General features: G+C 70.8%; 13 protein-coding genes and 1 riboswitch. Of the genes, 5 read left to right on the top strand and 8 right to left on the bottom strand.

The genetic code is table 11. The features are described from left to right. Positions 1–36: 36 nt before the first annotated feature. The 8 genes from ACX9TP_RS42260 to ACX9TP_RS42225 form a co-directional block, all read right to left on the bottom strand. A complete protein-coding gene (locus tag ACX9TP_RS42260; protein WP_482976355.1) occupies positions 37–318 on the bottom strand; it encodes a hypothetical protein in 282 nt (93 codons plus the stop codon). A 100-nt stretch (positions 319–418) separates the two neighbouring features. After that, positions 419–1165 (bottom strand): DUF4142 domain-containing protein, encoded by a 747-nt coding sequence (locus tag ACX9TP_RS42255; protein ID WP_482976354.1) that lies wholly within the window; start codon positions 1163–1165, stop codon positions 419–421. A 345-nt stretch (positions 1166–1510) separates the two neighbouring features. Beyond that, positions 1511–3307 carry a peptidase MA family metallohydrolase gene (locus tag ACX9TP_RS42250; protein ID WP_482982310.1) on the bottom strand — a complete coding sequence of 599 codons (1797 nt, stop codon included), beginning with the start codon at positions 3305–3307 and terminating at the stop codon, positions 1511–1513. An 8-nt stretch (positions 3308–3315) separates the two neighbouring features. Next, on the bottom strand, positions 3316–6459 hold the full coding sequence (locus ACX9TP_RS42245; RefSeq protein ID WP_482976353.1) for a DUF4175 family protein: 3144 nt from the start codon (positions 6457–6459) through the stop codon (positions 3316–3318). Positions 6460–6697: 238 nt separating this feature from the next. Further along, complete coding sequence (locus ACX9TP_RS42240; protein WP_482976352.1) at positions 6698–7240, bottom strand: MarR family winged helix-turn-helix transcriptional regulator; 543 nt, start codon at positions 7238–7240, stop codon at positions 6698–6700. A 242-nt stretch (positions 7241–7482) separates the two neighbouring features. Then, on the bottom strand, positions 7483–9189 hold the full coding sequence (locus ACX9TP_RS42235; RefSeq protein ID WP_482976351.1) for a dipeptidase: 1707 nt from the start codon (positions 9187–9189) through the stop codon (positions 7483–7485). A gap of 169 nt (positions 9190–9358) precedes the next feature. After that, positions 9359–9709 carry a ComEA family DNA-binding protein gene (locus ACX9TP_RS42230; RefSeq protein WP_482976350.1) on the bottom strand — a complete coding sequence of 117 codons (351 nt, stop codon included), beginning with the start codon at positions 9707–9709 and terminating at the stop codon, positions 9359–9361. Beyond that, entirely contained in the window at positions 9706–9954 is a 249-nt protein-coding gene (locus tag ACX9TP_RS42225; protein WP_267859234.1) for a hypothetical protein, read from the bottom strand. The genes ACX9TP_RS42230 and ACX9TP_RS42225 overlap by 4 nt, the downstream gene beginning before the upstream one ends. A 294-nt stretch (positions 9955–10248) precedes the next feature. Here ACX9TP_RS42225 and ACX9TP_RS42220 point away from each other — a divergent pair, with 294 nt between their 5' ends. From ACX9TP_RS42220 to ACX9TP_RS42200, 5 genes are all read left to right on the top strand, one after another. Then, entirely contained in the window at positions 10249–10383 is a 135-nt protein-coding gene (locus ACX9TP_RS42220) for a hypothetical protein (protein WP_482976349.1), read from the top strand. Positions 10384–10551: 168 nt separating this feature from the next. Beyond that, positions 10552–11130, top strand: a complete 579-nt coding sequence (locus ACX9TP_RS42215) for a hypothetical protein (protein ID WP_482976348.1) — start codon at positions 10552–10554, stop codon at positions 11128–11130. Between the two features lie 38 nt (positions 11131–11168). Next, a complete protein-coding gene (locus tag ACX9TP_RS42210) occupies positions 11169–11456 on the top strand; it encodes a hypothetical protein (protein WP_482976347.1) in 288 nt (95 codons plus the stop codon). Between the two features lie 188 nt (positions 11457–11644). Further along, a complete protein-coding gene (locus ACX9TP_RS42205) occupies positions 11645–12178 on the top strand; it encodes an FHA domain-containing protein (protein WP_482976346.1) in 534 nt (177 codons plus the stop codon). 6 nt (positions 12179–12184) lie between these two features. Beyond that, a riboswitch (cobalamin riboswitch) is annotated at positions 12185–12431 on the top strand. A gap of 60 nt (positions 12432–12491) precedes the next feature. Further along, the gene (locus ACX9TP_RS42200; protein ID WP_482976345.1) at positions 12492–14669 is read left to right on the top strand and encodes a TonB-dependent receptor plug domain-containing protein; all 2178 of its coding nucleotides are present in this window, start codon (positions 12492–12494) and stop codon (positions 14667–14669) included. Positions 14670–14726: the final 57 nt, after the last annotated feature.

The raw sequence follows: 14726 nt of genomic DNA, 5'->3' as shown, positions 1-14726 counted from the left end.
CCTTCGCACGCGGGCCCCGGCGGCTGCGGCCTCACCTCAAGAGGGAATGTCGTAGCATTCGTCGATGCAGCTCTCGAGGACCTCCGCGCAGGAGCGGTCGTCGATGCAGCTCGCGCACTCCTCCACGCGCTCCCGGCGCTCGTCCTCGTCCTTGTCCTCGACCCACGCGTCGATTTTCTCGGCGCACTCCCCGGTGTCGAGGTCGTCGTTGAAGCAGCTCTGCCGCTTCTCGCAGATGGAGTCCGCGTTGTTGGAGCAGCCCGCCAGCAGCGAGCCGAAGGCGAGAACCGTGGTCAGCGTCAAAGTCCGAAGCGTCATGGCGCGGCATCATGCAATGAAGCCGCGCCTCCCGGAACGCCCAGGAGGCGCGGTGCGTCATGGGTGCGAAATTGCGCCCTGGCTGCGGCTGTGACGGGGACTACTGCTTCGGGGCCGGCGTGGTGGGGGCAGTGGTGCCGCCCTGGGTGGCGCCGTGGCCCATGGAGCCGTGGTCCATCTTGCCCATGGTGCCGCCGGAGCCGCCCGTGGCCAGGCCGTCATCCAGCTTGCCGAGGATGGTCCAGGCCTGCTCGCGGTGCTGCGGCACCTTCGTGGTGAGCTCCTGCATCATCCCCGTCATGGTCGGGTCCATGGCCGTCATGGCCTGCTTGGCGGCCATCACCTTGCCGAGCGTGGCGTCATGGTCCCCCACCTGGCCGGCCATGTAACACGAGTCGAAGGCGGCGCCCTTGAGCACCTGGAGCTCCTCCATGGTGGCCTTGTCCTGGGCCATCATCTTCTTCTCCATGTCGTTCATGGCCTTGGGCATGTCGGCCAGCTTCAGGCCCTTGCCCTTCGCATAGTCCATGAGCTTCTGGTCCATGGCGGTGTGGTCCTTCACCATCATGCTGGCAAAGGACTTCACGTCGGCGTTCGTCGCGTTCTTCTCGGCGAGCTGGCCGAGCTTGATTTCCTGCTGGTTGGCGTAGTGCAGCCGCTCCAGCAGCGCCTTCTCGTCCGTGGGGGCCATGAAGCCCTGGAACTCGGCCATGCCCTTCTCGGCCTTCATGGCCTTGCCCTGCTGGCCGGGAGGGCTGCCCGCCATGCTGCTCGGGGCCTGGGCGAGCGCGAAGCCGCCGGTGAGGAGCGAGGCCGTGACGATGATTCCCTGAATGGTGTGCTTCATGTCGTGCTTCTCCTTTCGTGCTTCTTGATTCTGGAAAGCCGTGCCTTTGGGAGCGCACCTTGGACAGGTGGCGAGACGGCGCGCGCGGGTGAGGGCGGGCGTTCGTGCGCCATCACACGCTCCGCGGGGGTGGAGGTGCGCCGGCCAACGATGTCCCTGTCCAGGAGTCGGGGTGAATCGCTCGGCGGCATGGCGTCCACACCCGCGGCTTCTCCGCGGGGGACGGCCAACGCCATGTGCGAGTCGAGCTCCATCAGTCCTCCCCGCGCGTGAAGCTACGCACGGGGGGGAGGGCAGCCATGGAGGGGCGGGCGCCCGGCTGGCCGGACGCCCTGCCGGTGGGCGTCAGCGCCCGGCGTCGGGCTTCGCCGCCGGCGGCGGCGCGGGCTGCTGCGGCGCGGGCTGCTGCGGCGCGGCGGGGTTGCCGCCGACGTTCATCTCCGACAGCTCCTCCTCCTCTTTGAGGAAGGTCTGGGCCACGTGGTCCACCTGCTCGGGCTTGAGGTCGGTGAGCTGCACGGTGGCCGCGCGGGCGCGGGCGGCCAGCGCCGTCTCGCCCAGCGCGCCGTGGATGCGCGTGAGGGCCAGGTGGATTTCCGGGTCGAACGGGTCCGACGCCAGGGCCTCCAGGTAGGCCACCTTCGCCTTCGGGTAGTCCTTGCGGAACAGGAGGATGCGGCCCAGGTGCACGTTGGTGGAGGGCGAGCCCGGGTACACGCGCAGGCTGCCGCGCAGCACGCTCTCCGCCTCGTCCAGCCGCCGCAACTCCAGCAGCGCCAGCGCGTACTTGTTGGACACGGACTCGTACTTGTCGCCCACCAGCTTGTGGGCCTTGGCGTACTCCTCCGCCGCGGCCTTCACGCGGTTGCGCTCGCGCAGGAGCTCACCCAGGTGCGCGAAGCGGCGCGCCGGAATCTCCTCCACGTTGTCGAAGTCGCCGAAGGAGATTTCGCGGCCCTTCTTCTCGCTCTCGTCCTTCACCTTGCCCTTGGCGTCCTCCTTCAGCACCACGCGCTCCTCGCGCGGCAGGAATTCCTGGGGGAAGGGCTGCTTCTTGATGTGGGCCAGCCAGGACTTCTCGAAGAGGGCGAAGGGCATGCCCATGGCCGCCTCCACCGCCTTGCGGTCCTTCTGCCCGGCCTTCAGCTCGTGGATGATGGTGCGCAGGCCCGCCGAGCCCTTCGTCTGGTGCACGTAGTCGATGGCGTAGAACACCTCGGCGAACGCGGTGGCCGCGTCCTCGGCGGTGGGCAGCAGCGCAATGGACGGGTGCATCTTCTCGAAGGGGATGAGCGTGTCCGCCTTCACGCGCCGGCCCAGCAGGGCCAGCGTGGAGGGCGTCATCGCCATGCCGCCCTTGCCGCGCCAGCGCGACTCGAGGAACTTGGCCATGCCCTCGTGCAGCCAGATGGGGACGGAGTTGCGGCTCGACTGGCTGATGACGAGGTGGATGTACTCGTGCGCCAGCGTGTCCTGCCAGTCGTAGCCCTGGGCCACGGCCTTGGGACTGGTCACCATCAGCTTGTTGAACTTGCAGATGGCGATGGTGCCGGTGGTGCGAATCTGCTTCTCGGTGAGCGTGCTCACCTTGGACAGCTCGCGCGCGTTGTTCACCACCTCGACGCGAATCTTCCCGTTCGGCGGCGACCAGCCCAGGTCCTCCGACATGGCGCGGTGGATGGACTCCAGCGTCTCCAGCGCGTAGGGCACCAGCACCTCCTCCTTCCCCCTCGGGTAGAAGAAGATGAAGTGCTCGCTCTCCGCGCGCTGGTGGTTCTTGGTGATGTCGCGCGTGTCCTTGGCCAGCCGCAGGTAGCTGCCCGGCCTGTCCTCGATGTTGGCGCCCTCCAGCAGGGACACCGCGTCGGCGTAGCGTCCCTCCTCGAAGGCCACGCGGCCCTGGTAGTACTTGAGCGGCTCCAGCTCCTCGGGGACGAGCGGCTCCACCTCGGACAGCTCGCGCTTGGCGCCGGGGACGTCCCAGTCCTCCAGGTTCTGCTCCACGCGGCCCAGCCGCTCCTTCACCTCGTCCTTGAGCGAGGCGTCCTGCGCCAGCGCCGCGGGCGACACGCAGAAGAGCGTCACCGCCAGCAGCGCGAGAGGGGCTCGGACGAGGGGGCGCACGGGCGCGGGGTGCTTCATCACGGGGCTCACTTCACCAGCTCCTCGTAGTAGCGCTTCACCTGCTCGCGGTACTTCTCCGGCGCGCCCTGCTTCATCGCGTCGAGCAAGTCCTTGCGGAACTCCTTCGGCGCCTGGAAGGCGTCCTCATCCGGCAGCTCCACCTGGTTGCGCGGGTCCTTCCCGTTACCCTCCTGCCGGCGCGCGCCCGCGCCCATGGGCAGGGGCAGGCCACCCTTGCCGCCCTTCTGGCCCTCCTGCATCTGCCGCTGGAACTGGCGCAGGCCCTCGAGCGCCGCCTGCTGCTCGCCGTAGCCGCGGCCCGGGTCCTTGCCCTGCATCCGCTGGGAGGCCTCGCCCATGCGCTGGCCCACGCCCTCCATCTGCTGCGTGGCCTCTTCACCGAAGAGGGGCGCCATCTGCTGCATCTCCTCCATCTGCTGGCGCAGCCCCTGCGCGCGCTGCTCCAGCTGGCCCTGCTGCTGCGCGAGCTGCTGGAGCTGCTGCTTCTCCTGCTGCGACAGCTGCGAGCCCGGCGGCGGGAAGAGGGACTGGAGCTGCTTGTTGACCTCCTCCACGTTGCGCGCGTCGCGCTCCAGCCGCTGCGCGAGGTTGGCGGACTGCTGGCGCACCTCGGGCGGGTTGCCGAACATCTCGTCCAGCTGCCGCTGCTGCTCACCCATCATGGACAGCTGCCGGGCCGCGTCCTCGGCGCGCGCGGCGGCCTCGGCCGCGAGGTCGAAGTCGTTCACCTTCAGCGCGTTCTCCACGTTCTGCAGCTCGGACTGGGCCTCCTCCAGCGGGCGCGCGGCGCGGCTGTTGAGCTGCTCGGGCTGCAGCTTCTTGTAGTCCTCCTGCGCCTGCTGGACCTTGCGCATCAGCTCGTCCTTGGCGGCCTTGCCCTTCTCCGCCAGCCGCTCCCGGTTCTGCGAGCGGGCCTGGTCCCTGAGCTGGCGCGTCTGGTCCGCGACCTTCTGCTGCTCCTGCACGGTGCTCTGCAGCTCCTCCATGAACTTGCCGAACTTCTCGGTCAGCTCGGGGAACTGCTCGGAGCCGAGCTCACCGTTCTGCTTGTCCAGGTTCTGGAGCATCTCGTCCATCTGCATGCCGAGCTGCTGGAGCTTCGCCAGGGCCTCGTCCGTCTTGCCCTCGCGCATGAGCTTCTCCACCTCGTCCATGGCGCTCTGCAGGTCCTGCTCCTTCATCATCTCGGAGAGGGCCTCGGCGTTGTAGTGCTCGTCGCGGATGCCCTTGCGCATCTCCGCCATGCGCTGCATCAGCTCGTTGATGCGGTTCTTGAGCTGCGCAATCTGCTCCATCACCAGCTGCCGCGCGTCTTCGTCGGGGTTGTTCTTGTACTGCTCGACGAGGTTGGCCAGCTCGCGCCGCTCGTTGGCGAGCTGCTTGGCCAGTTCCTGCAGCGCCTCCAGCTTCTGCCGGTCCAGCAGCGACTCCAGGTAGAGGATGTCCTTCTCCGCCTCGTCCACCTCCTCGTTGACGACGGCGGTGAGGCGGTTGCCGGTGCCCCAGTCCTCGCCCCGCGCGCGCTGGGTGCGCAGGTAGAGGCGGCGGAAGTCGGCGGTGCCGGAGATGTGGCTGCCCAGCGACTGGGAGATGTGGCTCAGCGCGGAGACCAGCTCGCTGGGGACGTCGCGCTCGCGCGCCAGTTCCTGGGCGAGCGTGCGCATGTCCGTCATCAGTTGCTGGCCGCTGGTGTCCACGGAGGCCGCGGCGGCGACGGCCTGCGGGTCCTTCTGCTTCGCGCGGTCCGGGCCCTCCAGGCGGTCGGCGAGGTGGTCCACCATGCGGCCCCACAGCTGCTCGGCCTTCTCCAGCGCGGCGCGGCGGTGCTCGGCGGCGGAGTACACGCGCAGCACCTGCGTGCGGCTGACGCCCTTCTTGGGGCCCTCCACCGCGTCGTTGTCCTGCGCCTCCACGTAGTAGGTAATCCGGTCGCCCGGCTGGATTTTCAGCGTGCCCAAGTCCCACGTGAAGGTGGCGCGGTTGCGGCGGCCGTCCTCGCGCGGCAGCGGCACGCGCGTCTCCTTCGCCGTGCCGGGCGTGCGGAAGACGAGCGCGAGGCCGGACAGGCCATAGTCGTCGGTGGCCTCGTACTTGAGCGTCACCTTCTCGCCGGGGTCCACCTCCAGCTCCGTGGCGGGCGTCATCAGCGACACCTGCGGCGCCTTGTCCGCCTCCACGTTGAGGGCGATTTCAGGCCCGGTGACGAGCAGCTTGTCGCGCGGCCCGTAGAAGACGAAGCGGTAGTGGCCGGGCTGCTTCGCGACGAAGGCGCCCTCGAGGTCCCGCCCTTCCGTCACCTTGAGGGGCTGCGGCTGGCCGTTGACCACCACGTCCGCGCGCTCCACGGCGCGGTCCGAGCGCGTCTTGAGGAGCACCTCGGTGCCCGAGGGCGCGCTCACCTCGCCGTTGGTGCCGGGCACGGTGCGCTGCGCCAGGCCCGTGTACGCGGGGTAGCGGTACGTCAGCTCGATGTCGCCCGTAATCGGCTCGGCCTGCGCCTGGGCCTGGGGGCTCTTGCCCAGCTCGCGGATGCGGGCCATGCCCGCGCTCCACCGTCCGCCCCAGAGCCCCATCAGCACCGCGAGCGCCAGCAGCACGCCTCCGGACGCGAGCGCGGCGCGGCGCACGGGGCGGCCGTCCACCACGGAGCGCACGTCCACGGTGCGCACCCGGGTGTCCATCTGCTGGAGGAAGGCGCCGGCCAGCTCCGAGGACCAGCCGGCCTGGGGGCCGCGCTCGTGCTTCAACTCCACGGCGGCCAGCACGTCCAGCGACAGCTCCGGGCGCCGCAACCCCACCAGCCGCGCGGTGCGGGCGTCGTCGCCCACCTGCTTCTTCGCGAGCCACAGGCCGAAGACACACGCCACGGCCACGCCCACCGGAAGGGCCAGCCACAGCAACGGGCCGCCCAGGCGCGGGGCAACGAGCCCGAGGAAGCCCCCGGCCGCGAAGAGCACCAGCGCCGCCGAGGCGCCCAGCATGCCGCCCTGCGCCCAGAGGTGCCGGCGCTGGCGGGTGCGCACCGCGGTGAGGAGGGCCTCCACCCCCGGCGAGCCCCGCCGGGTGGCCCGGGAGGCCGGCGCCGACGGGGGCGGGGGAGGCGGGGGCGGCAGCTCGGGGCCTGGGGTCTGCGGGGTGTCGAGGTTCACGCTGTCCTGTCCGCTCAGTGACGAGCCAACCCGTGCCAGGGCGGCCTATTTCCCGATTCTCTAGCAGCCTCACGTCCGGCGCGAGGTACCCGCGGCCCGGGGGCTCACGGGAGGGTGCCCACGGTGTCGGGCTTCGGAAGGAGGCGAAAGGGGGAGGGTCCGGGAGGCAACGCGAGAGGGGACCCGGCCCTTCCAGGGCGCCCCCTCCCAGGGGTGGGGGAGGGGGGCGGGCGGCCGGTCAGCGCGCGGCGGGCTTCCGGGCGCCGGTGTCGGCGGACTCGTCTTCCGGCATGGGGACGCCGCCCAGCTCCTGCGCGAGCGCGGTGAGCACGTCCTGGGTGCAGAGGATGCGCGTGCGCGACATGCGCGACAGGACGCGCTGCACGGCGGACTCCACCGTGCCCTCGGAGGGGATGTCGAGCGCGCGGCCCGCCTCGGTGAGGGCGAACAGCGCCTTGCGCCCGTCGAGCGGGTCCGACTTGCGCTCCAGCAGGCCCCGCTTCTCCAGGCGCTTGAGGACGCCGGTGAGGGTGCTGGGGTGGACGTGGAGAATCTGCGCGAGCGTGCCGGCGGTGATGCCTGGGAAGCGGCCCACCAGACGCACGACCAGCCGCTGCGGGCCGGTGAGCCCCAGGGTGGACTCCATGCGCTTGGAGGTGGATTGGAGCCCGTGGTCCACGGCCCAGAGCAGGCGCATGAACTCGAGCACCTCTCCGAGCGGGGGGCCCTTGGGTCGCTCGCCTTCTTGCGGTGCCGGCTCGTCGCTGGCCGTGTCCTTCATGGGTACATCATCCTTCACCTGCCGCCTCCCTGTCTCTCCAGTCGTTGGTGTTCCACGAGGTCTATCGCTTCGCGGCGTCCCCTGCTGAGCAAAATCCGTTGCCTGTTGGTCACCAGCAAGCGACGGGCCGCTCTTCCGCCTGCCCTGGGAGCCCCCGGGCGTGCCTTCCGCAGGGCTCCAGAAACAAAAAAGGCCCTCCCCGGTGGTCCGGGAAGGGCCTGGGGCCGAATCCGGGAGGCGGACTACGGCGCCGGGGCCACGACGGGCTTCGCCGCGGGCTTCGGGGCGGGCGCGGCCGGGGCGGCCACGGGGGCCGGCTCCTCCTTCTTCGGCTCGGGCGGCATCTCCAGGGCCTTGCCCTTCTCCTTCACGATGCGGCGGTACCACTCTTCCGGGTACTTCGGGTGGTTCACCTTGCCCTGCTCGTCGCGGACGTTGCCGTCGATGTACTTCACGAGCAGCGTCTCACCGAGCTTGCGCCAGCGGTTGTGGACCTTCTCGCCCTGCTTGACGGAGTAGTCCGTGAGGTAGCGGCGCGCCTCCTCGGGGCTGCGCTTGTACAGCTCCACGGCGGCCTGCTCGATGGCGCCCTGGTCCGCGAGGAACTGGCCCTCCAGCGCGCCCTGCTCGCGCCGCACGTCCACGGACATGTCGCTCCAGCGCGCGTAGGCCTGGTTCGACACCCAGTTGAACACCCAGAAGGACGAGTCCCAGGAGAACTGGCCGCGGCTGGCCACGCCCTGGGCGAAGTTGTGCGGCACCTCGCGGATGCCCGCGTACATCGGCGTGTAGACCGTCATGGCCGTGTCATCCACGCCGAACCAGAGCACCCCGCCAATGGGGGACGGCAGCGACGAGCGCATCTGCGCGACGAGCGAGAAGCCCGTCTGCTGCGTGGAGATGGCGCGCTCGTGGACATACTTCTTGCCGTCCACCTCCCACGTCATCGGCCGCCAGCGGTAGGGCGCCGCGTACGGGCCCGCGCCCACGTCCTTCGTCATGTCCAGCGGCGTGCCCTCGAAGTGGTCCCTCATCAGCGCCATGGCGTCCTGCACGGACACTTCCTTGTCCGGCTTCACCCATAGCGGCAGCCGCTTGCCCGGCGCCGAGCCGTCCGCGTACTCCGCGCCCAGCTTCAGGGACGGCGCCGCGCGGCGGAAGATGCTCCACACGCGCCCCTCGGAGAAGCGCTGCCCGCCGAAGTCGATGGGGTGGTACGCGTCCGCGAAGCTGAAGTCCTTGTCCGCGCCCTTGAACCAGCCCTTCTCGCGCGCGAAGGAGATGACGTCCGGCGAGTAGAGCGTGTCCGCCTTCTCGTTGAGCGGGAACTTCGTGATTCGCGCCTGGTTGGCGTGAGCGGTGAGGTAGCCCTCGGGGAGCTTGCGGGCAACCCACACGGCGCCCTTCTGGCCCTTGCCCTTGCCAATCATCTCCATCAGCCAGGCCTCCTTCGGGTCGGCGATGGAGAACGTCTCACCCGTGGAGGCGTAGCCGTGCTCGGCCACGAGGCTCGTCATCACCTGGATGGCCTCGCGCGCCGTCTTCGAGCGCTCCAGGGCGATGTAGATGAGCGAGCCGTAGTCGATGATGCCCGCCGGCCCCTCCAGCTCCTCGCGGCCCGTGAAGGTGGACTCGCCGATGGAGACCTGGTGCTCGTTCATGTTGCCGACCACCGAGTACGTCTGGGCCGGCTGGGGAATCCGGCCGAGGAACTTCCCGGTGTCCCACTCGATGATGTCGCGCATGGCGCCCGTCGCGTGCTGGCGCGCGGGCGTGTAGTACAGCTCGCCGTACAGCTCGTGCGCGTCCGCGGAGTAGGTCATCAGGGTGGCGCCATTGGCCGCGGCGCCCTTGGACACCAGCATGCTGGTGCACGCGAGCACGGGCTGGGCGACCAGCGCGGCCGTGACGGGCAGCGCGGTGAGCAGATTCGCAATGCGTCGGTTCATGGCGGCGCAGAGTACCAAGATGCCCCGGGTTGGCTACGGCTCCCGGAGGTCGCCTCCCTGGCTGCTTCGCATTGACGCGGTGTTGCACGACAGGGCCGCCGCTCCAGACCACGAGAGGAGCAGATGTCCGGAGCGGCGGCCCCTCATGCCGGGGTTTCCATCCAGGTTCTCAGTTGTTCGTGGCGACCACCTCCTTTCCCTCGGGAGGGGCGGGCACCTGCTCCACCCTCAGGGTGGTGGGCCCCGCGAGCGCCAGGTGCGCCTTGAGCTTGAGGAACTTCTTCTTCCCGAAGCCCTTCACCCGAACCAGCTCCTCCACGCGCTGGAAGGGCCGCTTCTTGCGATGCTCGATGATGCGCTGTGCCGCCTTCTCACCGACGCCCGGCAGCAAATCCAGCTGCTCCGCCGTGGCCTCGTTCAGGTTCACCGTGCCGGTGTACTGGGTGCGCAGCTTGCCGGCCTCCGCCACGCCGGGGCCGCACAGCAGCAGACCCAGCACCAGCGCCCCCAGCGCCCTCACGAGTGGCCTCCCACCGGCATCGAATCCAGGCCCGGCTCGCCCGCGTACCGGCTGCCCGCCGCCGCCGTGTCCCGCTTCTCCGCCGCCTCGCGCACGTGCAGCTTCCCGTCCAGCGGCAGCACATCCAGCAACACGTTCAGCGAGCCGTCCTTGTTCACGAAGGCGCTCCCCGCCCGCACCCAGATGCTCCCGCCCTTGCCCTCGCGAATGGAGAACACCGCCAACCGCTTCCCCGCCGTCAGCATCAACCACCTCCGCACTCCGCTCCGCGCCACCACGGCGCGGCCGCCTCGTCAGCTCGACCGCCTGAGGTCGCTCGCACCATGAGCAGCCGGCGTGCCAGCGCGGCCCTCCTCGGAAGGGCGCGCCATGCACCGTGCACGCTCGCGAAAACCGTCCCACCGCGAGGACGGGCGCGGATGCTCCAGTGGCCTCTCAGGGGGCAAGAGCGCGCCTTCAGCCCCTGCGCTGCGTGGACCCCGTGGGCCTGGGCTCGGACTTCGACGGCATCCACTCCACGCGAAGAGGGCATCGACTCCGTGGCCGACCTGCCCCGCATCACCGAGGCCCTCATGGCCCGGGGCCATACCCGCGAGCAGCTCCACGAGCTTCTCGGCGGCAACCTGCTGCGCGTCTTCCGCGAGCTGCGCGCGGCCGCGAGCGTCCAGCGATGAGCGCCGGACATGGGCACTTCCGGCACGTCATCGTGGGGCTTCCCCGCTCCGCCCGCGAGCGTTAGCGTCCGCGCCATGGCATCGGGCACCGGGTGGCTTCGGCTCATATGGATGGTGGCGCTCCTCGTCGGCTCCGGCTCGCGGGCGGAGGAGACTCCGCCGCCTCCCGTGAAAGACGCCCCCACGGCTCCGGAGGCCGCGCCGAAGGGCTCGTCCGTGCAGTGGCAGCTCATGGTGGGAGCCCAGGCCGCGCTGGATGGGTACTCCTCGACGGGCCACCAGGGCCTGCTGCTCGGCTCCGGCTGGGAGGGCGAGTTGCTGCGCCTGCGCTTCCAGTTCCTCGCGGGCGTGCCGGACAACCTCTACGACGAGCGGACCCATGTGCGGCTGGAGCAGTACACCTTCGGCTTCTGGCTGGACACGCCGGTGCTGCGCTCCGGGCCGCTGCGGTGGGGCGTGGGCGTGGGGGCGGGCGTGCTCGTCTTCGCGCGGACCACCTTCGCCCTGTTCCGGGGCGTCGAGGCCACCAGCCCGCGCTTCATCCCCGCGCTCCTCACCGGCCCCGATACCTCCGTGCGCTGGCGCCTGTCGCGGCGCTTCGCGGTGGAGGGCTCCGCCGCCATGGACATCGTCCTGGGGCGGCCCGTCCTGGGCTACGTGGACAGGAACCGGGAGAACTTCGTCCCGCTGCACGAGGGCTGGGCGGTGCAGCCGCGGCTGTCGGTCGCGTTCATGATTCTTCCGTGAGTGGCGCTCCCTTCCCGGCTGCGCGAGAGTGAGAAGCGATGAACCGGACCTCCAACGTGCCGAGCTTCTGTTTCCGCTGGTGCCCCTCCCTCAGCCCCCGCGGCCTGCTCCTCGCGGGGCTCCTGGCGTGCGCGGGGGGCTGTTCCGTGGAGGACCCGGTGGCCCGCATCATCGTCCTGGACGCGGGCTCCGGCCCCCTGTTCATCGGGGACGAGGCGCCCGAGGCGGCATGGCTTCCCGTCGAAGCGGCCATGCTCCCGGACTGCGTCCCGGGAGCACCGGACGCGGGCGTGCCGTGTGCCGACGCGGGAGCAGGTGAGCAGTAGCCGCGCTCTGGAAGGTGCCACACCGCGTCGAGCCGCCCCTTCGCCCGGCTCCGAGCGGGTGGGTGCGAGTCCCACGGGGCGGGCCGGCGCGTCAGGGCCCTTGTGTCCTACGAAAATGAACGCGAGGGGGTGTCCGGATGGAACCCCCATGCACAGGTTCGCTCCGCCTTTGTTCGCGCTGGAGGAACGTGCCGGTGCTCCATCGCCTGTCCACCCTGTCCTCCCAGCTGCAGGCCGACCGCGAGGCCCTGCTGCGCACCCTCCACTGGCCCGTGCTGGTGTGGGAGTCCGTGCCCGCGCTGCCAACGTCCGTGGTGCGCACGGAGGGACTGACGCAGACGGGGCGGCGGCCCCAGGCACGCTCCATGGAGCCGCTCGTCTTCGAGGTGCGCCCGCGTCCGCGCGCCGACGCCTCCGAGGTGACGGTGGGCCGGAGCCCCGAGTGCGACATCGTCCTGTCGGAGCCCACCGTGTCGCGCATGCACGCGCGTTTCCGGCGCGAGCCGCACACCGGCATGTGGAGCGTCACGGACCTGGAGAGCCACAACGGGACGTTCCAGGGGGGTGTGTTGATCGTCCCCGGCCGGCCGGCGCTGCTCTTCCAGCGGGACGCGCTGCGGCTGGGCGGAGTGGAGCTGGTGTTCCTCCAGGCGTGCGCCTTCGAGCACTACGTGCGCACGTCGGGGCTGCGCTCCCCGGCTCGCTTGACGCGAGGGGGGTGACCCCCTAGAAGGGGTGCGCCCTTGGGTGCCCATGTCGGGCTTTCAAGAGGGAAGCCGGTGCGAATCCGGCGCGGTCCCGCCACTGTGAACGGGCAGCCCTGAGGTCAGGGCCGGGGACTTCGGTCAGTCGCCACTCCGGCAGCGGCCTCGCGGCGCTCCGGGGGAAGGCGGAAGGCCCCTTCCGGAACGGCGCGGCGTGCGCCGGACTCCGGAGCCCGTCAGCCAGGAGACCTGCCCAGGGGTTCGACCGTGCCCTTCACCGGACGCGGGCGGGTGGCCTTCTCTCTTCGATGGAGAGAGCGGAAGGCGGAGCATGCGGTGGACCTTCCTCGCCGGGCCCGTGGCGTGCCTGGCGCTCAACATCCCGCTCCTTGCGCGCGCGCAGGCCGGTGGCGAGGTGCCGCCTCGCGACGTGGCGGCACCCGTGGTGGCGCCAGGCTCCGAAGCGAGCTCCGAGCCTGGAGCGAATCCTCGGGCTGATGTGCCTGCGTCGGGCTCAGCGTCTGGAGCGAATCCACGGGCCGATGCGCCTGTGTCGGGCCCGGAGGAAGGCGCGGGCTCCAGCGCGCCCGAGTCGGACGTGGCTTCCGCCCCGCGCACCACCGTCGTCCGGGGGAAGACACCGCCGCCTCCGGAGTCGCCAGAGCGGCGAGACCCTACCGGCGCCATCACCATCATCGACGCTCGCGAGCATGCGGGCGAGGCGCGTGACACGGCGGAGCTGCTCGTGGGCTCCGTGGGCCTCGCGGTGCAGGACTCCGGCGGCTACGGGCAGAGCAAGAGCCTGGTGGTGCGCGGCGCCGCGGCCAACGGCGTGCTCGTGTTCCTGGACGGCATCCCCCTCAACGGCGCGGGCGGCATGGCGGACCTGTCGCAGATTCCCGCCGCACTGGTGGAGCGCTTCGAGGTGCTGCGCGGCGGCGCGGGCGCACGCTACGGCTCGGGAGGGCTGGGCGGGGCGGTGAACATCATCACCCGCGCGCCCGGCCCGAATCTGCGCGCCAGCGGCGAGGTGACGTACGGGAGCTGGGACACGGCGCTGGGTCATGTGGCCGCCACCGGTCCACTTCTCGGGGGGCAGGCGCTGCTGCTGCTCCACGCGGGGCGCTCGGACGGGGACTTCGCCTACGAGGTGGATGAGCTGCCCGCCGTGGACGACAACCCGCTCACCCCGCAGGCGCGTGCGCGCAACGACGCTCAGGGCGGCGGCGGGCTGCTGCGCTACCGGCGACGGCTGCCCGGCGGTTCGCGGCTGGATGCGCTCGCGGAGCTGGCGCTGGAGGACCGCGCCATCCCCGGCACGGTGCAGAACCCCCAGTCCTCCGGCAACCAGGAGCTGGGACGGCTGGCGCTGGGACTGCGTTGGTCGGGCCTCCTCGGCTCGGTGGGGCAGGGGAGCGCGCGAGGCTTCTTCCGCCGCGACGGGCTGGAGGTGACGGGGGAGCTGCCGGGAGCGGGCGGTGTGCAGCGGCACTCGGTGGGCGGCGTGGAGCTGGAGGGGCGCCGGACGCTCGGAGCGCGGCAGTCGCTCACCGTCACGGTGGCCACCTCCGGCGAGGGAGTCACCGAGGCGCAGGATGCGCAGTCCGCGTCCTGGTGGCGCGCGAGCGTCATGGCCATGGACGAGGTGCGGCTGCTGGGCGGCACGGTGAATGTGGTGCCCTCGCTGCGGGTGGAGCGGGTGGGGCCGTACTGGCTGCTGGCGCCGAAGCTGGGGGCGTCCGTGGCCTTGGGCGGTGGCTTCGGCCTGCGCGCGAATGTCGGCCAGTCCCACCGCGCGCCGTCCTTCCTGGAGCTCTACATCCGCCAGGGCACGCTGCTGCCCAACCCGGGGCTCAAGCCCGAGCGCGCCCTGTACGCGGACGCGGCGGTGTCGTGGCACTCCGAGTCCAGCGTCGATGCGGAGCCCCTGTGGAGCGCCACCGTCGGCGGCTTCGGCGCGCTGTACGAGAACCTCATTGCCTACGAGCTGTATCCACCGCTGCTCGCTCGGCCGTACAACTTCGACGCCGCGCGCGTGTGGGGCGTGGAGCTGGAGGGCGAGGCCCGTCCGCTCCCGTGGCTGTCCGCCAGTGCGAGCTATACGTGGCTGCGCACGCAGAACCGCTTCGGGGACCCGCGCTTCTTCGGCATGGACCTGCCGTATCGCCCGCGACAGAAGTGGGTGGGGCGCGTGCGCGCGGGGCCGGAGTGGCTCAACGCGCGTACCGAGGTGCTCTACCAGTCCTCGCAGCTCGTCAACCGCACGGGCTCACGCAGCCTGCCTTCTCGCACGCTGCTGAGCGCGGGCGCATCCAGCACCTTCCTGCACGGGCCGGACGTCACCCTGTCCGTGGAGGTGAAGAACCTCATCGACGTGCGGGCCTATGACTTCACCGGCTTCCCGCTGCCGGGTCGTGCCGCGTACGTGACGCTCGCGGTGGCGCTCGACCGGGACGCCTCTTCCGCCTCTGCCTCTTCTTCCGAGGAACAGCATGCCTCGCCTCCCTGACGCAGGACGCGGTAGCCCTCCACCCCCGCGGGCAGAGGACTCGCGGAATGAACGTTC

The sequence above is a fragment of the Pyxidicoccus sp. M15 genome (genome assembly GCF_056858435.1).
Note: the sequence above shows the minus strand (reverse complement) of the source record. Positions and strands in the feature narration are given on the sequence as shown.